This window comes from Actinocrinis sp., from assembly GCF_035653575.1.
Taxonomy (GTDB): Bacteria; Actinomycetota; Actinomycetes; order Streptomycetales; family Catenulisporaceae; genus Actinocrinis.
Map to the genome: position 1 here is coordinate 1 of NZ_DASRBQ010000137.1, position 17,081 is coordinate 17,081.

Annotated in this window: 19 protein-coding genes and 1 pseudogene; 7 read left to right on the forward strand and 13 right to left on the reverse strand. The window is 68.8% G+C overall.

What is annotated here, in order from left to right:
- Positions 1-87: pseudogene (locus VFA06_RS25950) on the reverse strand (IS5/IS1182 family transposase); the annotation flags it as partial.
- Positions 88-565: 478 nt separating this feature from the next.
- Positions 566-1,465: an SCO6745 family protein gene (locus VFA06_RS19280; RefSeq protein WP_324842024.1), complete on the reverse strand. Its 900-nt coding sequence runs from the start codon at positions 1,463-1,465 to the stop codon at positions 566-568.
- 131 nt (positions 1,466-1,596) lie between these two features.
- Between VFA06_RS19280 and VFA06_RS19285 the strand changes: the two genes are divergently transcribed.
- Positions 1,597-2,313 (forward strand): VOC family protein, encoded by a 717-nt coding sequence (locus VFA06_RS19285; RefSeq protein ID WP_324842025.1) that lies wholly within the window; start codon positions 1,597-1,599, stop codon positions 2,311-2,313.
- Positions 2,314-2,374: 61 nt separating this feature from the next.
- On the opposite strand, the gene VFA06_RS19290 is transcribed toward VFA06_RS19285, so the two are convergent.
- Positions 2,375-3,322, reverse strand: a complete 948-nt coding sequence (locus VFA06_RS19290) for a DUF2218 domain-containing protein (protein ID WP_324842026.1) — start codon at positions 3,320-3,322, stop codon at positions 2,375-2,377.
- A gap of 143 nt (positions 3,323-3,465) precedes the next feature.
- Here VFA06_RS19290 and VFA06_RS19295 point away from each other — a divergent pair, with 143 nt between their 5' ends.
- Positions 3,466-4,089: a winged helix-turn-helix domain-containing protein gene (locus tag VFA06_RS19295; RefSeq protein ID WP_324842027.1), complete on the forward strand. Its 624-nt coding sequence runs from the start codon at positions 3,466-3,468 to the stop codon at positions 4,087-4,089.
- A 212-nt stretch (positions 4,090-4,301) separates the two neighbouring features.
- Here VFA06_RS19295 and VFA06_RS19300 read toward each other — a convergent pair whose 3' ends face one another.
- Complete coding sequence (locus VFA06_RS19300) at positions 4,302-4,622, reverse strand: EthD family reductase (protein WP_324842028.1); 321 nt, start codon at positions 4,620-4,622, stop codon at positions 4,302-4,304.
- Between the two features lie 130 nt (positions 4,623-4,752).
- Here VFA06_RS19300 and VFA06_RS19305 point away from each other — a divergent pair, with 130 nt between their 5' ends.
- On the forward strand, positions 4,753-5,772 hold the full coding sequence (locus tag VFA06_RS19305; RefSeq protein ID WP_324842029.1) for an AraC family transcriptional regulator: 1,020 nt from the start codon (positions 4,753-4,755) through the stop codon (positions 5,770-5,772).
- On the opposite strand, the gene VFA06_RS19310 is transcribed toward VFA06_RS19305, so the two are convergent.
- From VFA06_RS19310 to VFA06_RS19340, 7 genes are all read right to left on the reverse strand, one after another.
- Positions 5,758-6,615, reverse strand: a complete 858-nt coding sequence (locus VFA06_RS19310; RefSeq protein WP_324842030.1) for an MBL fold metallo-hydrolase — start codon at positions 6,613-6,615, stop codon at positions 5,758-5,760. The genes VFA06_RS19305 and VFA06_RS19310 overlap by 15 nt on opposite strands.
- Positions 6,616-6,692: 77 nt before the next feature.
- Positions 6,693-7,124 carry an Rrf2 family transcriptional regulator gene (locus VFA06_RS19315; protein WP_324842031.1) on the reverse strand — a complete coding sequence of 144 codons (432 nt, stop codon included), beginning with the start codon at positions 7,122-7,124 and terminating at the stop codon, positions 6,693-6,695.
- A 107-nt stretch (positions 7,125-7,231) separates the two neighbouring features.
- Positions 7,232-7,438 (reverse strand): peptidoglycan-binding domain-containing protein, encoded by a 207-nt coding sequence (locus VFA06_RS19320; RefSeq protein WP_324842032.1) that lies wholly within the window; start codon positions 7,436-7,438, stop codon positions 7,232-7,234.
- 45 nt (positions 7,439-7,483) lie between these two features.
- On the reverse strand, positions 7,484-7,837 hold the full coding sequence (locus VFA06_RS19325; protein ID WP_324842033.1) for a peptidoglycan-binding domain-containing protein: 354 nt from the start codon (positions 7,835-7,837) through the stop codon (positions 7,484-7,486).
- Between the two features lie 139 nt (positions 7,838-7,976).
- Entirely contained in the window at positions 7,977-8,423 is a 447-nt protein-coding gene (locus VFA06_RS19330; protein WP_414639936.1) for a MarR family winged helix-turn-helix transcriptional regulator, read from the reverse strand.
- 8 nt (positions 8,424-8,431) lie between these two features.
- The gene (locus VFA06_RS19335; RefSeq protein WP_324842035.1) at positions 8,432-9,061 is read right to left on the reverse strand and encodes a DJ-1/PfpI family protein; all 630 of its coding nucleotides are present in this window, start codon (positions 9,059-9,061) and stop codon (positions 8,432-8,434) included.
- A gap of 95 nt (positions 9,062-9,156) precedes the next feature.
- Complete coding sequence (locus tag VFA06_RS19340) at positions 9,157-9,405, reverse strand: hypothetical protein (RefSeq protein WP_324842036.1); 249 nt, start codon at positions 9,403-9,405, stop codon at positions 9,157-9,159.
- Positions 9,406-9,867: 462 nt separating this feature from the next.
- Between VFA06_RS19340 and VFA06_RS19345 the strand changes: the two genes are divergently transcribed.
- Positions 9,868-11,703 (forward strand): alkaline phosphatase family protein, encoded by a 1,836-nt coding sequence (locus VFA06_RS19345; protein WP_324842114.1) that lies wholly within the window; start codon positions 9,868-9,870, stop codon positions 11,701-11,703.
- Positions 11,704-11,855: 152 nt separating this feature from the next.
- Here the strand turns inward: VFA06_RS19345 and VFA06_RS19350 are convergent, their stop codons facing one another.
- Together VFA06_RS19350 and VFA06_RS19355 are read right to left on the reverse strand one after the other, a co-directional pair.
- Positions 11,856-12,728: an LLM class F420-dependent oxidoreductase gene (locus VFA06_RS19350; RefSeq protein WP_324842037.1), complete on the reverse strand. Its 873-nt coding sequence runs from the start codon at positions 12,726-12,728 to the stop codon at positions 11,856-11,858.
- 52 nt (positions 12,729-12,780) lie between these two features.
- Positions 12,781-12,948 carry a hypothetical protein gene (locus tag VFA06_RS19355; RefSeq protein ID WP_324842038.1) on the reverse strand — a complete coding sequence of 56 codons (168 nt, stop codon included), beginning with the start codon at positions 12,946-12,948 and terminating at the stop codon, positions 12,781-12,783.
- 173 nt (positions 12,949-13,121) lie between these two features.
- On the opposite strand from VFA06_RS19355, the gene VFA06_RS19360 reads away from it, so the two are divergent.
- The 3 genes from VFA06_RS19360 to VFA06_RS19370 all read left to right on the forward strand — a co-directional run bounded on the left by VFA06_RS19360 (position 13,122) and on the right by VFA06_RS19370 (position 17,026).
- On the forward strand, positions 13,122-13,967 hold the full coding sequence (locus VFA06_RS19360; protein ID WP_324842039.1) for a hypothetical protein: 846 nt from the start codon (positions 13,122-13,124) through the stop codon (positions 13,965-13,967).
- Positions 13,968-14,052: 85 nt separating this feature from the next.
- On the forward strand, positions 14,053-14,898 hold the full coding sequence (locus VFA06_RS19365) for a hypothetical protein (protein ID WP_324842040.1): 846 nt from the start codon (positions 14,053-14,055) through the stop codon (positions 14,896-14,898).
- A gap of 13 nt (positions 14,899-14,911) precedes the next feature.
- Complete coding sequence (locus VFA06_RS19370) at positions 14,912-17,026, forward strand: protein kinase domain-containing protein (RefSeq protein ID WP_324842041.1); 2,115 nt, start codon at positions 14,912-14,914, stop codon at positions 17,024-17,026.
- The last annotated feature ends 55 nt before the right edge of the window (positions 17,027-17,081 follow it).

The window sequence follows — 17,081 nt, forward strand, 5'->3', positions numbered from 1 at the left end:
CGCTCGCGGCGCGAACGGCGGAATCAACGGCTCCACGATCGCCCACAACTCGTCCGGCACCAGCCGAGAGGACAGCACATCAACCACGAACGCTGAGTATGCCGCAGATCAGAACCCTACGACGTGAGACACCGTCTAAGCAGGAGTACGAGTATTACTAGTGCTGTGATCGTGGTTACGAGTATTCGAACAAGGAGGGCGGGTTGTCGCTCTCGAGCTTGAGATGAAGATCGTGAGGGGAATGGGTTTCTAACGACGTGCTCTTACGCGGTTGTGGAAGCCTCGCGTCGGAGCGACGGACTATCTCACCCTTGGCGATTCTGCCGCCGTCCGTGCTCCGCCCGCCGTCTCGTGAAGCGCCTTCGTGCGGCTCGCCTTCGTCCCGCGGTCTCGGCTCCGAGCTGGCTCCGTCGATGCCCGAACGATCCACCGTTTCACCTCAAGCATGAAGATCGCGTCGATCTGCCCCGTCGCGTGCTGCCCCGACATCTTGGCGAGCATGCAGCGATCACGCGCTCTGATACGCATCGATGTCACCCGATCGTGACTTTGAGCGCTAGCCAGATCAGCTCGTGCGGATGGCGGCCGCCGTCAGTGCCATCGGGTTCAGGCGCATCGCGTCGTTGTTCTCCATCAGTGCGAGCGCCAGAGGCTCGAGGAGTTGCGCGAGGCGGTTCGTGGCTGCGTCGCCGAGGGCAGTCCACGGGCCCATCGCGGACAGGTCGGTACGCTCCTCCACCCAGCGACGCAGCGCCGTTCCCTCATCCGTGAGCGCGCCGGCGCCATCGAGCAGGCCGCGCTTCCTCAGCCGCTCCGTCGCTTCCTCCCACTCCTCAGTTGACCAGCCGCGCGCCTGCCGCATGTAGCCCGCTTCGAGGCTGTTGTCGGCGGCGAAGCAGACCAGCGCCTCGCAGGGGTCGAGTTGCGCGGTAACCAGCGCGGCCACGTGACCGTCGCCGCGCGACTCGCGCAGTAGCGTCGTGGCCTGCCAGAGCGCCAGATGCGGCTGGTCCGGCCAGGGAAGTCTCGCGTTCGCCGCTGCCAGCGGACGGCCCGCCGTGGACGCGTGTTTGGCTGCGGTGACGGCCAACTCTGCTGCTTCGGCCAGGGCTGACCCGCTGAGGACTTCCTCTCCGAGCAGTCGGCGCAAGGCTCGGTCCACGCCGGCGAGGCGGGTCTCCAGGAATGCCTCCGGTGGCGCCGCCGTCCAGGCGTCCGGGAGCGCGCGGTGCACCCGGCTGGGGTGGAAGTTGTAGAAGGCTGATGTGACCTGTTCCGCCGAGGCGGCTCCCAGAGGGGCGGCCCGCATGCCGAAGTAGCCCATCCACCCGCCGCGGCAGCCGAGCGCGTCGGTCGCGGCCCGTGACTCCGGGGTGAAGTAGGTGACGGCGTGGTAGGGCTCGAATCGCAGCCACATCCGGCGGGCCAACGCGGTCATCGCCACTACCTCCTCAGAATCGATCATCCTCAGCATGGTCCATCTCCTGCGCGCTGGAAAGGCACACCGCCAACAGCGTTGCTACGGTCGGAGCGGCGCGCTGGTGTGCCGAACGCGGAAGGGGGCAAGGTGAGCGGTGTTCCAGGAGGGAGAGTCCGATGATTGGCACGTTGCGCACGGTGGTGCTCGACGCACCCGACGCCCGGCGGCTCGCCGCGTTCTACGCCGCACTCGGCGGATGGACTGAGCAGTACGCCGACGACGAATGGGTCACGTTGGTGACCGGGGACGGGTGGCGCGTCGCCACCCAGCGCAGCCCCGACTATGTGCCGCCGCGGTGGCCCGACCCGGCGTACCCCCAGCAGGCGCACCTCGACCTGCGGGTGCCGGAGCTCGAAGCCGGCGCGGCGCGGGCGACCGAGTTGGGCGCCGAGCTGTTGCGCAAGAACGAGAGCTGGTACACGCTGGCCGATCCTGCCGGGCACCCCTTCGACCTGTGCCTCTACCCGGAGAAGCAGGAGACCACGCTGATGGGCGTGATGCTCGACTGCCCGGACGCCAAGGCGCTGAGTGCGTTCTACGCGGAACTGCTCGGCAAGCCCGTCACGTACGAGGGCGAGGGTGTGGCGATGATCGGCGAGGACGGGGCGCAGCCTGTGCTGTTCCAGCAGGTCGCCGAGTACCGCCAGCCGCGCTGGCCCGACCCCGCCTATCCCCAGCAGTTCCATCTCGACGTCACGGTCGACGACGTCGACGCGGCCGAGGCGGCGGTGCTGAAGCTCGGCGCATCCACGCTGTCCTTCAGCGGCGAGAACTGGCGGGTATACGCCGACCCGGCCGGCAAGCCGTTCTGCCTCTGTTGGGACGAGGCGTAGTACCGGGGCGCTAGGCGGCGACGGGCTCAGCGGCTGTGGCGATGGCTTGATCAGCCGTTGATTAGCGCTTTCGCGCCACGGTCACGCCGTCGCGGACGGAAAGCATCACGGCGTCCACGCGCTCGTCGGTGGCGATGCGCTTGTTCAGCTCACGCATCGTCACGTATCGCTCCTCCTGGCAGGCCGGGTCCAGCACCCGGCCGCCGAGGAAGACGTTGTCGAGCACGATGAGGCCGCCGGGGCGCAGCCGCCGCAGCAGCTCCTCGTAGTACGCGGGGTAGCTCTCCTTGTCCGCGTCGATGAACGCGAAATCGAGGGTCGGCTCGTCCGGCAGCGCGCGCAGGGTGTCCAGAGCCGGCCCGATCTTGAGCTCGATCCGGTCGGCCACGCCGGCCTTCTCCCAGTACGAGCGCGCGATCGCGGTCCACTCGTTGCTCACGTCGCAGGCGAGCAGCTTGCCGCCGTCGGCAAGGCCGCGGGCGATGCTGATCGAGGAGAATCCGGTGAAGGTGCCCACCTCCACCGCGTTCTTCGCGCCGACGAGGCGTGCGAGCATGGTGAGCAGTGCGCCCTCGTCGCTCGTGATCTGCATCCCGGCCGAGTCGCCGGTGACCTCGCGGGTTTCCGCGATCAGCTCGCACAGCACGGCGTCCGCCGGGGTGCTGTGCGCGAGGGCGTAGTCGGCGGCGACCGGGTGGATGGCCTCGACGTCGTCGCCGGACAGCGGCTCGGACCATGCCACGGTCAGCTCGTCGCGGGTGGCGAAGCGGACGAGGTGACTGCCTACGACCTCCTGGAGAGTAGCGAGCCGGTCCGCGTCCTGCGCCGAGGCGATCAGCTCGATGCGCCCGGGGAGCGGACTGACGACGCACATGCCGGCGGAGAACGTGAGCGTGGCGCGGCCGTCGGCGGACTGCGTAGCCTCGATCTTGTTGCCGAAGTGGGAGACCAGCTGCTTGGCGTAGCGAGCGGGCCGGTCGGTGGCGACGCGGGCGATGGAGAAGGGCACGGGGTCAGGCTCCTCGGCAGCGTGGCTGGTCCTGGCTCGAGCGAGTCGCGGCAGGGCAAGCGTCCAGATTTCTCAACGCTTCCGGATTCTGGCCCGGGCCGGCTTGCTTGTCAAAAGCATCGGGATTCATGGACACTTCGGCCATGCCGCCCGAACGCCCCGCCCCCTTCCTTCTGCGGACCCCCGAGCATTTCAAAGCCCTGGCACATCCGGTGCGGCACCGGATCGTCAACCTGCTGCGACAGCGCCCCGCGACGCTGCGCCACCTCACCGAGGCACTCGGCCTGGCCAAAGGCACCGTGGCGTACCACGCGGGCGTGCTGCAGGATGCGGGGATGGTGCGGGTGGTGGAGATGAGGCAGGTGCGCGGCGGCACCGAGCAGTACTTGGGCCTGGTCAATAGCACCTTCAAGGCCGAAGAAGGGCAGAGCGTCGAGTTCCTTTACCGCGCAGCGCTCGCGGAGATGCTGCCGCAGGAGTCTGCGGACTCTGTTGAGGGCGGTGGAAGCGCTCGGGAACGCTCGCTGGAGAAGACCACGCTGCGGCACCTGTGGCTTACGCCGCAGCAGGCTCGGGCGCTGCTCGGCGAGCTGAAGCGGGTCGCTGCGAAGGAAGGCCAGAGCGCGCCGGGCGAAGGCGAGGCGTACGGGCTGCTGATCAGTCTGTTTCGCGCGGACATCCCGACGCTTCCGCCCGATGAAGCCGCCGCAGTGCACGAAGATCACGAGCTCGACTCTGCGCCGCGCAGCCGGACACGGTCGCGGTAGCGGATCTCGACGGAAGCGGTACCGCGATCAGAGCGGGGAATACCTTGGCCTTCACCGTCGCCCGATTCTGATCGGGCGACGGTGAAGGCGTGGGTAAAACGAGACCGTTCTTGATGGGCTCGCCTTATTTCTGGTAGCGGATTCGCCCCTGGGTCCGGCCGGCGAAAAGTCGGCCGGACCCAGAGGCGCGTATGGAATCCGCTTTGTTGCGCTTAAGCGTCCTCGAGGATTTCCGCGAATGCGATCACCACGCCGCCGGTGGCGTGCTCGAGGGTGGCGGCGACCAGCGGACCCGCCTCCGCGGCGGCCGCGCTGGCCGCCGCGTAGTCGGTGAAGTACAGGTCCAACAGCCGGTAGGCCGGAGTCGGGCTGCCGTCTTCCTTGGGCCAGACCTTCGAGGCCTGCAACCGGGTCAGGCCGGGGAGCTTGCGTGCCAGCGCGAGCTGGTCGGGGTAGGCCGCCTCGAAAGCCTCCGGGTCGGTGGGGTTGGAATAGACGAAGCTGATCTTGGTCGGATTGTTTTCCTGCGTCATGGCGGTACTCCTGACCGTTAGTCTCGGTTGAACAGGGGAGCGGGCCGTCGTTTAGCCCGGGAGAAGCTGGAATATGACAGTGCGCCCCGTCACTGTTCGCCGAGCGTAGCCAGAGGAATGAGCAGCGACCATGACCGCTCCGCCGACAAACCTTGCCGATCGTCCGGCGGCGCCGGCCGATTCGCTCCACGTGCCGCGGGCAATCGCCGAACCGGCGGTGCCCGAGCGGGCCGCGCTCGGGCTTGACGGAGACAGTCAGTCCCATGATTTGCTCTCGGCGCTGCTGCGCAGTGTCCGGTTGAGCGGCGACCGGATCGTCGCGTACGCGCCGCCGCGGACCTTCTCGATCGGTTTCGCCGGCGTCGGCAGCCTGCACTTCATCGAAGAGGGCGAACTCGCCCTTCGGATCGACGGAAACCCGCGCGTCGAGCGCGTAGGACGCGGCGACGTCGTCCTGCTTCCGCGCGGCGACCGGCACTACGTCAGCGATGCGGGCAGGGCCGCGCTAGCGACCACGGGTTCTGATTCCGCCGACGGCGACGCTTTCAGGCCGGCGCGCTGGCTGTGCGGAACATTCACGATCGGCGACCCGCAGGCCAGCCACCTGCTCGGGAGCCTGCCGGCCGTGATCGTCCTGCGCGGGGGCGGCGGTCCGGCGCTCGAAGGGCTCGAAGTCGCCCGCCGGATGCTCCTGATCGAGATGGAGTCTCCCTCTCAGGGCTCTGCGGTCATGGTCGCCCGCATCCTCGACCTGATCTTCATTCAGATCCTTCGCGCCTGGGCCGCCGGCTCGGACGCCGAACCGAACTGGCTGGCCGGTGCGTCCGACCCGCAGATCGGTGCGGCCCTGAGCGCGATCCACCGGAACCCCGACCACGACTGGACCGTCGAGGAGCTCGCCCGCGCGTGCAACCTCTCCCGGTCGGCGTTCGCGGCGCGGTTCCTCGCTCGCGTCGGAAAGCCGCCCGCCACCTACCTCGCGCACGTACGCCTGGACGCCGCGACCGATCTGCTGCGCGACACATCTCTTTCGGTCGCGCTCGTCGCGAAGAACGTCGGTTACACCTCGGAGGCGGCGTTCAGTCGCGCATTCAAGAACCGCTACGGCACGCCACCGGCACACTGGCGACGGGACCTACGCGGCCACTGAGGCCGTGACGGCCTTGGCGGAGTTCCAGAGCACGCCGCGATTGACGCGGTCGGGGTAGCGGCTGATCATCGCCTCATACAGGTCCAGGTAGCCGGTCGCCTTCTCGGCAGCGGCGGCGAAGTCCTGGATGTAGCGGCGGGTGCGCGCGATGTCCTCGGGGCTGTCGGGGTCGCCGTCGCGCTTGTGTCCGGAGACCACCGCGGTGGGCGCGAGCCGCTCGATGGTGTCGAGGGCGGCGAGCCAGTCGCTTCGTCCGGTGCCCTGGGACTCGGCCAGGTAGAGGTGCACGTCGCCGTATACGGCGTCGCCGGCCACGACCAGGCCGAGGGAGGGCACGTGCAGGGCGCTTGAGCCGTCCGTGTCGGCGTGGCCGAGGTCGATCGCGTGCAGCTGCTCGCCTTCCAGCTCGATCAGGTTGTCGTCGCCGAGGGGTTGCGCGACCAAGTGGGTCGCGGAGATCTGGCCGGGAAAGCGGGGATCCCAGAAGCCGTCGAACCAGCGCGGACTGAACTGCGCGTCCATGTGCTTCACCACGCCCGCGGTGGAGACGAGCCTGGCGTCCGGGAAGTGCTCAAGTAGCGCCGGGGCGCCGAAGAAGTGATCGCCGTGGGCGTGGGTGACGAAGATCGTGGTGAGGTTCTTGCCGGTGGCGGCCACCCAGGCGGCCAGGGCCCGGGACTCTTCGATGGTCATCAGGGGGTCGACAAGCACCGCGTCGCGCTCGCCGTAGATCAGGGTGGAGGCGGTGGGTGACCACAGCCGGCGCGCCTCGCCGGGCGGCAGGTCGTCGGAGACCGCGGGCTTGGACGGCGTCACGTACACGGCGTATTCGAGGGAGGTCATTGCTGCTCCTTAGTTGTAACAGATATTGTTACGACAAACGGCGCACTGCGACGCGCGTCGGGACGCGCCGTCAAAAGTCAGTGCACGGCGATGGACTCGCGCAGTACGTCGGCCACGCTGGTGCGAGCCAGTTGCGCGCGCAAGGCCTGCTCGGCGCCGTCGTACACCGGGGTGAGGACGGAGCGGATGCCGTGGCCCACAGGACACTTCTGGTTGGGGGTGGCGGGATGCAGGGCGAACAGCGGGCCTTCCTCGACCGCTTGGTAGACCTCCGCCAAGCTGATCGATTCGGGCGTCCGGGTCAGGCGCCAACCGGCCCCGGCGCCGCGCCGGGACTCCACCAGCCCCGCCTCGCGCAGCTCCCCGAGCAGCCTGCGGATCACCACCGGATTGGTGTTGACGCTGTTGGCGATCTGCTCGGAGGTGGCCACCTCGCCGCCCATCCGCTCGTTCAAGCCGATCCAGGCCAGCGCATGAGCCGCGATGGTCAACCTGCTGTTCGCTCCCATCCCGCACCTCCTGTTGTAACCATATCAGTTACAACGGAGGCGTCAAGCGCGGCGTCAAGTGTGGCGCCGAGTGCAGCGTCGCGTTAAGGGAGATCCGGTCCCGTCGCTCAGCCTGACAACGCCTCGCTGATCAACGCCTGCCAGGTCTGCGGACCGACAATGCCGTCCACCTGGAATCCCGGCACCTCCGTCTTCATCGCCTGCTGGAAGGCTACGACCCATGCCTTGGTCTTGGGCCCGAAGATCCCGTCCACGACCAGCGAGCGGCCGTCTTTCAGGTTCCGGAAATTGGCCTGGTCCTGGACGGCGCGCACCGCGTAGCCGCGACTGCCGTATTGGACCGTGACGACCAGGGCCTTCTAGGTCGCCGCGTTAACCACCCCGTTGGCCGGCAGGCGGTGCGCACGCTGGAACGCGACCACGGCCGCGTTCGTCAGCGGCCCGAACGCCCCGTCGACCGCGAGCTTGGCACCGTGCGCGTCCAGCAGGTATTGAAGGGACCTGACGGTGGCGCGCGGCCACTGCGCGTTGCTGCCCTGGCGCAGCACCGGCCAGCTCGGCAGGGTGACGACCGCCGCAGCGGCGGTCGCGGATGTCGCCGCTTGCGCCTTCACGACCGGTGCTGCCTGGGTGGCTGATGCCGCTGGAGCGCCGACGGCCACCGCGGCGACGACCGCGACGGCTCCGGCCCCGATTCGCTTGCCCGTATTCATGACCGACTCCTCCCGTGCATTGATCCGCGCACGGCGCGTGGAGAGTTCTTACGTTCATGGAACCAGAGCGTGAGCTGCTTTCTTCGTGGCGAAGGTCCCCGGCAGGACAGTCCAAATACCTCTTTCCTTCGTGACGGCGTCAGACTTCTGCGATCTTGTCCAAGGCCTCGGTCAGGGTCCGCAGAGCACTGAGCACTCGCTGGAACTCCTCGGTGCCGAGGTGCCCCGCCAACTGCTGCGCCAGTGCACGATGCGCGGGGCCGATCCAGCTTATGGCGGCTCGGCCGTCCTCGGTGAGCGCCAGCAGTTTGGCGCGGGCGTGCGCGGGGTTCGGCCGGTATTCGGCCAGGCCCTTGTCAACCAGCAGGTCGGCGATGCGCTGCACGCTTTGCCGGGTGATGCCCATCGCCCGGGCGATCCCGGCGACAGGCAGCGGCTCGCGCACCACTGCGCCAAGCACCTGCCACCAGGCCGCAGTCAGGCCCGCGGGCCGGGCGAGCTTCTCGGAGACGTCGAGGAACTGCCCGTTGAGGCGGAACACCGCGAGTGCGGTACCCGACAGCAGCTGTGCCGGTTCGGTCGGCAGGTCGCCGTTCACCTTGCCCCCGCAGCCATCAGGACCGGGAAGGCGCTGGCATCGGAGTGCGCGAACAAGCGGTACCAGGCGTCGAGCACCTCAGGCGTGTACAAGTCGAGCATCGCCAGCACCTCGCGCGCGAACTCAACCGGATTCGTCGGACCCGCAGTGATGAGATTGCGGTCGGTGACCGCGGCAGCCTCGCGGTAGTACGCCCCGCCCGCATAGCCCGACCTGGCCAAGTAGGCGGCGGCACCGCTGGTGTGCTCCCGGTCGTCCAGCAGCCCTTCACGGGCAAGGCCGAGCGTGGCACCGCAGATGGCGGCGACCGGCACCCCCGCGTCCAGGAACCTTCGAGCGGCCTTGGCGAACTGCGCGTTTCCGTCCGGGAGGTTCCAGTTGTCGGCTCCCGGCAGGATCAGCATGGCCGAGTCGGCGGGATCCACCTCGTCGAGCACCAGGTCCGGCAGGATCCGCATGCCGCCGGCCGTGGTGATCGGTGCGTTGGATTGCGCCACCGTGCGCACCTCGTACCGTCCGGGAGTGTGCTGGTAGGCGGCGGAGCGGATATGGGCGATCGCGTGCCCGACCTCCCAGTCGGCGAGCGTGTCGTACACGGCCACGTGGACAGTCTGCGTCTTCGTCATGGACAGCATACTGTCAATTCGACAGCTTGCTGTCAATAACTCCGGCCGACGGTCCGCAAGCCGAAAAGAGGCAGCCGTTGCGGTCGCTCGCCGGGTCAGCCCCGGCCGGCTCCCGGCAGGCTGAGGCGCGGCCTCGGCCAGTGATGCCGCCGGGAAAGGCGCCGATGCGGCCCGCGCCGCGCGAACCCGAGCGCCCGCACCGCGTCGTCGATCCCCGACCAGGCCGGCCGCATCGGCTCCTCGCGCACGAGGCCGACGAGGTCCGTCAGCGACACATCGGATCGCTCGCTGCGTTTCCCGCAGCGGCACACGAAGACCACGCGCGCCGATCCGGCGATGATCAACCAATCGCTGTCCCGTCCGCAGGTACAGCGCACCGCGCGTCGTATGTCCACGCCGCCCGATGAACTCGGCGAGCGCACGAAAACCGGATCACTCGACTGCAACAACCGTATTGGCGATACGGGAGCGGACAACACGCCCTCCCTGATCGGTCCGGGTGTTATCAGGCCTCGACCAGCATGTCACCATGCCGCCACGCTCGACAGAACCGCGGCGCGCGTCGAGACCGAATCGAGACACAGGCGCAGAGGTCCGACGATCGGGTGAGAGGGCCCGGTGGCTTCTCCCGGCGGCGGCGAGGCCGCGCGGGCCGCGGAAGGTGTTACTGGTGATGCATACGTTGCGGCGCGTGGAGTTCGCCGTGAGGGCGACATCTGTTCACGTCCCGTCGCTAGGTTGCGCGAAGCGCAGCGTTCTGCTGAGCGGGCAAGCAGGCTCCAACCGAAGGAACACACGTGTTCAGAATGCGCACCGCCGCCGTCGGCGTCGCGGCCCTGGGCTCGGTCATCGCGCTGAGCAGTTCAGCGTTCGGCCAGGCGAGCCCCGGCCACCAGGCCGCCAACCCGTCTTGGGGCAACACCACCACGCCGATCAAGCACCTGGTCGTCATCTTCCAGGAGAACGTCTCCTTCGACCACTACTTCGGCACCTACCCGAAGGCCGCCAACACCTCCGGTCAGTCTTTCCACGCCAAGGGCGGCACGCCCAAGGCCAACACGCTCGCCGACACCAAGGGCGCCGGCGGCACCGGCACGCTGCTGACCAACAACCCGAACAAGGACGCCTCGGGCAAGCAGGTCAATCCGCGCCGCCTCGACCCGGCCAACCTCAACGACGTCCTGACCTGTGACCAGGACCACGACTACAACGACGAGCAGAAGGCCTTCGACGGCGGGGCGATGGACAAGTTCGTCACCGGCGTCGGCACCGGCAGCGGTACCAGCGGCACCGGCCAGGCCTGTAGCGCCTCCGACGTGATGAACTACTACGACGGCAACACCGTCACCGGGCTGTGGAACTACGCGCAGCAGTACGCGATGAGCGACAACTCCTTCGGCACCACCTTCGGTCCGTCTTCCCCGGGCGCGATCAACCTGGTGTCCGGAGACACCGGGAACGTCGGCACGATGATCAACGGCGCGGCGACGGACGGCGACACGGTCAGCGACGGTGTGGGGGGAACGTCGCTGGTCTCTGACGCGCAGCCGTACTACGACGACTGCTCCGTGCGCGACGCGGTCTCCCTCAACGGCAAGAACGTCGGCGACCTGCTCAACGCGCAGGGCCTGAGCTGGGGCTGGTTCCAGGGTGGCTTCCGCCCGACCACCACGTTCGCCACGGCCACCGGCGGCACCCAGCCGACCAGCGTGTTCACCCCCGACGAGTTCAAGGGCAAGTTCGCCGTCAAGCCCGCCTCCGACCAGGGCCTGTGCAACGCGGTGCACCCGGTCGGCGCGGCCGTGGGCGGCATCGGCGGTACCGTCGCGAGCGCGAACAACTACGGCAACAAGGACGACTACATCCCGCACCACGAGCCGTTCCAGTACTACGCCAGCACCGCCAACCCGCACCACCTGGCCCCGGCCTCGCTCGCCGCGATCGGCACCGACACCCAGACGATCACGAACGGCGTGCCGCAGTTCAACACGGCCAACCACCAGTACGACACGAGCGACTTCGACGCGCTCGTGTCCGCGATCTCCCGCGGCTACCTGTCCGCGGACCACCTGCCCGCGGTCAGCTTCCTGAAGGCTCCCGGCTACCAGGACGGCCACGCCGGCTACTCGGACCCGTTCGACGAGCAGCAGTTCATCGTCAACGAGGTCAACGCGCTCGAGCACACCCCTGACTGGTCCAGCACCGCTGTGGTCGTCTCCTACGACGACTCCGACGGCTGGTACGACCACGTCTACAGCGGCGTGCACAACCCGTCGAACACCGCCAACGCCCCCACCCCGCCCGGACCGCAGGACTTCCTGAACGGCACCGGCCTGTGCGGCAACACCGCGGTCACCACCCCGCTGGCCGGGCAGAACGGCCGCTGCGGCTACGGCCCGCGCCTGCCGCTGCTGGTGATCTCGCCGTTCGCCAAGCACAACTACATTGACCACACCCTGACCGACCAGAGCAGCATCCTGAAGTTCATCGAGGACAACTGGCGGCTGCCGCGCATCTCAGGCTCCTACGACGCGATCGCCGGAACGCTGAACCACATGTTCGACTTCGACGATCGGCGCGGCGACAACCGCGCGCTCTTCCTCGACCCGGTCACCGGCCAGCCCGCCGACTACCGGTCCTGACCGCTGACGCGTGAACTGCCGCCTCGTAGACAGCCGTCTCATAGACAGTTGTCTCATGAACAGCCGGCTCGTGCACGGCTAGCGTCTAACTCGCCATAGCGACAGCAGCGACGGCCGCCGCCTCGAACTCCCGAGGCGGCGGCCGTCCGCGTTCAGCGGTGGACCGAGGCGAGGCCGAAGCGCTCGGCGAATACCGTCAGCTGCTCGCACTGCTCTTCCGGCTCGCCGTCGGGCGCGCCGACAAGGATGCGCGTGACTCCCTCCTGCGCCAGACGTTCGACGTATTCGGCCGTCATCTCCAGGTGGCCCATGCGCGCGTAGGTGATGCCGTCCGGATCGCGGCCGGCTTCCCGCGCCGTCGTCCGCACCAGCTCCCACAGGGCTTTGCGGTCATCGTCGCGCAGTGATCCGCCCGGCAGCCAGCCGTCTCCGCGGCGTCCGGCGCGCCTGGCCGCGGCCGGACTCGATCCGCCGACGTGGATCGGAAGCCCGGCCTGGCCAAGCGGCTTCGGGTAGCTGAAGACGTTCTCGAGATCGAAGAACTCGCCGTGGAACGTCGCGCCGTCCTCGTCCTCGGCCCACAGCCGCCGCAGCACCTCGATCGCCTCGTCGGCGCGTCGTCCGCGCGTGCTGTAGTCGACGCCGACTGCCGCCGCCTCCCCGGGCAGCGCCCCGACGCCGACGGTGAGCAAGCGCATGCGGCCGCGGGAGAGCACATCGATGGTCGCCAGGCGCTTGGCCAAGGGCACCGGGTGGTGGTACGGCAGCAGCAGAACGCCGGTACCGAGCAGGATCCGCTCGGTACCGGCGGCGACGAAGGTCAGGATGTCCAGCGGATCCGGGAACGGCAGCGTCGGCGGCACGGACCAGGAGCCGAGCTGCGCTCCCGGATACATGGCGACGTGCTCCGGCACGTACAGGGCGTCGAAGCCGCACTGTTCGGCGTGGCGGGCCACCGTCAGCAGCCGGTTCGGATCGGCGCCGAAGAAGGGCGTGCTGTAGCTGAGCGCGAAGGTCGGGTTCACCTCAGCTGCAGCATCGCCCCGGCGGATCTTGTTCCGGCTGGTGCTTCTGCGATCAGCGGCGGCGCGCGTACCAACCGGTGCCGACGCCGAGCAGGTGCAGGGCCAGACAGGTCAAACCGGCGAGCATCAGGCTGGTCGGACTGAACCAGGCGTTGGTCGAGGTCCCGCTGCCGTTGATGAAGAACGCCACGGCGAACAGGACTGCGGCGATGGCTCCCATGCGGCCTTCCTTCCGATCTTTATCGCAGGTTTCGGATACCGCCGCGTGCCCGCCAGCTGGATTTTCATGCGTGTGGCCCGGTCCGGGGCGGGGATGACGATGAGGACGAACGGGGATGCTGCCGGTGGGTTAGCATCGAAGAGTCAGACTCCTGACCAGGGAGGGAGCGCCCGATGGCGTATTCCGTGGAGATCAGCCGGGCCAACCCGACCTGCTTCGTGTTCCTGCTGGACCAGTCCACCTCGATGGAAGACCCGATCGCGGCCGGAGGCGAGGGCACCCCGAAACGCAAGGCGGACGCGGTCGCGGACGCGCTGAACCGGCTGCTGTTCGAGCTGTCGCTCAAGTGCGCCAAGGAGGAGGGCGTGCGCGACTACTTCCACGTCGCGGTGCTCGGCTACGGCGCGCGGATCGGCTCCGCGTTCGGCGGCGAGCTGGCGGGCCGGGATCTGGTGCCGCTCAGCCAGGTCGCGGACAATCCGCTGCGCGTGGAGGAGCGCGCGAAGAAGGTGCCGGACGGCGCGGGCGGCCTGGTGGAGACCATGGCCAGGTTCCCGGTGTGGGTCGATCCGGTGGCCAACGGCGGCACACCGATGACGCAGGCGCTCGGCCAGGCCGCGGCGCTGGTGGAGCGCTGGGTCGGCGAGCGGCCCGGCAGCTTCCCGCCGATCGTGCTCAACCTGACCGACGGCGAGTCCACCGACGGGGATCCCTCCGAGGTGGCCTCCAGGCTGCGTTCGCTGGCGACGGCCGACGGGCCGGTGCTCGTGTTCAACCTGCACGTGAGCGCCGGGCAGGCGGCACCGATCGTGTTCCCGGCGAGCGACGCCAACCTGCCGGACGACTTCGCGCGGCTGCTGTTCGGCATGTCCTCGCCGCTGCCGCCGCACATGCTCCATTACGCGACGACGCAGGGCATCGCGGTCTCAGAGGGCAGCCGGGGCTTCGTCTTCAACGCCGACATCACCTCGGTCGTCCAGTTCCTCGACATCGGCACCCGTGCGACCGACCTGCGTTGAGGACGGACGGCTCGTGCACGCGGTACCGCGCCACGCCGTAGTCAGGCGCGCAGCGCTGAGGCGCGCGCCGCTGACGCCGGCCGGGTTGAGCTACGCGGTGTTGAGCGAGCCGAAGATCGGATCGAGTAAAGCAGAGTACGAAGATGCCTGGTTCGTCTCCGCGGAGCGGACCGGCTCGCGCGCGTCCGCGACCAGGGGCTGCACGGTGGCGATCGCCGACGGCGCCTCGGAGAGCATGCTGGCGGGCGCGTGGGCGGACCGGCTGACCCGGGCCGTGGGCGGACTCGCCGGGCGGGAGTTGGGCGCGGACGTGTTCGCCGAGCGAATCTGCGCGGCGGCGGCGCGGTGGCCTGCCCACGTCGACCGGTACCTGCGGCGGCGCGAGCGGATCGGGCGGCCGATCGCCTGGTACGAGGAGTCAAAGCTCGAACAAGGCGCCTACGCCACGCTGCTCGGCGTCTCATTCCGCTGGAATCCGGAATCGGAATCGCAGCTCGCACACTCAGCGGACGGCGGCCTCCGCGGAACCTGGAGCGCGGCGGCACTCGGCGACGCGTGCGGATTCCACGTCCGCGACGCGCGGCTCGCCGAAGCGTTCCCACTGGAGCGCTCGGCCGACTTCGACACCAGCCCGCCGCTGGCCGGAACCCGTGCACCGGATCGCGAACTGATCGAGGCGCGCACCGTGGCCCGGCACGGGACCTGGCTGCCCGGAGACGTCTTCTACCTGGCGACCGACGCGGCGGCGCAGTGGTTCCTGGCCGAGGCCGAGGATGGCCGGGAGCCGTGGCGCGAGATCGACGAGGTCTGCGACACGGGAACCCCCGGCGATGCGCGTGCGTGGCTCGACAAGCTGCGCACAGAGTGCGTTATGCGCAACGACGACGTCACGATCGTGCGCTGCCGGCTCGACGCGAACGCAGCGCACTGATGGCGGGGCGCGCGTGAGTACCGTAGTGACCTTCCCGAGCAGCGGCGCGTACGTGGACGCACTGCAGGACACGCGGCGTTGCTTCCTCGATCCCGAACTAGTCGGGTGCACAATCCGCACCGACCGCTTCGGTTTGCCGCGACCCATCTCAGGGAACTTCGCCAGCGTCTTCACCGCGGACACTACAAGCGGACGCCGCCTAGCTATCAAGTGCTTCACACGCGATGTTCCGGATCAGCAGGAGCGATTCCGGGAGATCGGGGCGGCGCTGCGTGACGTGCCGGCGCGATGGAAGGTCGAGTTCCGTTATGTCGAGACCGGCGTGCTGGTGCAGGGCAAGACGTATCCGGTGCTCGTCATGGAGTGGGTCGAGGCCAAGCAGCTGATCTCGTGGATCGAGGACCGGCTGCGCACCGGCGATCGCGCCGCGCTCGGCCGGCTGGCTGAAGGCTTCGCGCAGCTGGTCGCGGGCCTGGAGGCGGCCGGGCTCGCCCACGGCGACCTTCAGCACGGCAACCTGCTGGTCACCGCGCGCGGAGAGCTGAAGCTGATCGACTACGACGGGATGTACGTGCCCGCATTGCGCGATCGGCCCGCGATGGAGTTGGGCCAGCCCAACTATCAGCATCCGCGGCGCACGGCGAGCGATTACGGACCCTGGCTCGACCGCTTCTCCGCGCGCGTGATTCATCTGTCGCTGGCCGCGCTCGCCGCCGATCCGACGCTCTGGTACCGGCTGCACAAGTCGGGCGGAGAGTACCTGCTCCTACAGAAGTACGACCTCGAAGATCCGGCGTCGTCAGCGGCGCTGGCCTCGCTCGGCTCCGTGAGCGCGCAGTTGCGCACGCGCGCGCAGGACCTTGCCGACATGGTCCGCAAGCCGCTCGACGCCATTGCTCCACTCGATGTGCCGACGGCCAAGCCGGCGGACGGCTCGTCGAAGGCGCCGAGTCCTGCGACGAACGGCGCGACCCTCAGCGGCGGCGCGTCGTGGCTTGACGATCACCTGCCTCCTCCGGCGCCGGTCCTGTTGAGTCGACCGTCGCGAATAGCGCGCGCGGCATGGTATGTCAGCCTCCTTGTCTTCGGTCTGGTCGCCGCCGCGTGCGCGTACGTCATACCACCGGCGTTCATCGGCGGTGCCGTCCTGGTCGCCGGTCTGCTGGCCATCGCGCCGTGGTGGATCAGTTTCCTGCGAATGCCCGAAGTCGACGCGCGCCGGGCTCGACGCAGGGCAGTGCGCGCCGCACGCTCGCAGGAGAAGCAGATCCAAGCCCAGCTGCGCTGGCAACTCGCCGCGCGCGAGGAAAGCATCGCGACCTACCAGCGGGAGCTGCGCGCCCTCGCCGATCGCAGAAGCCGGATAGACCGGGACGCGGCCGCCGAGTACGCCAGGATCGACCGGTGGCGGGACGAAGAGCTGGCGAAGCTGGTGCGCGAACGCACCGAGATGCAGACCTGGAAGAGTACTGAGCTGGCAAGGCGCACCTCGTCCGTCGAAGCCCGCCACCTCGCTGACGAACTCTCCCGGTTCCGCGTCGACGCGGCTCAGATCTACGGCATCGGCCGCGCCGTCGTCGCGGAACTGGAGACGGCCGGCATCCGCACCGCTGCGGACTTCACCGGCGTTCGCATTGATCGGGGCTTCGGCCGCTCCACGCATGTGCGCGTGCTGCACCGCGACGGACGCGCGCTCAAGGTGCCGATGGTAGGCGAGGTACGCGCCCGGCACCTGGACGCCTGGCGAACCGGCCTGGTGAACCGCGTACGCGTCCGCATGCCCGCGCAACTGACGGCCGCGATCCGCGCACAAGTAGACACCGAGGCGGCCCTCAGACAGGCCGGGATCACGGCGCGCGAAACCGCGATCAGGTCGGCCGCCGACGTCCAGCACAAGACCGCGCACGGGCAGACCCAGGCGCAGCGGGATTCGCTGGCCGCCGACGAGCAGAGCACGCGATCGTCGCACACCACAGCGATCGCGGCGATCGACCGGGACTGCGCGCTGCACCGCGAGGGAGTCTCGGCGGCGCAGCATCGGCTACGCCAGGAACGCCGCGCATTGGAGGCGTACCGGCCCGTGCGTTTCCGCAACTACCTGCACGCGTTGACGTTCGGACGGCCCTAGGCGGTCGGCGGCCGTAGCAGGCGACAGGCGACCGCAACACCGCAAAATCAATCAA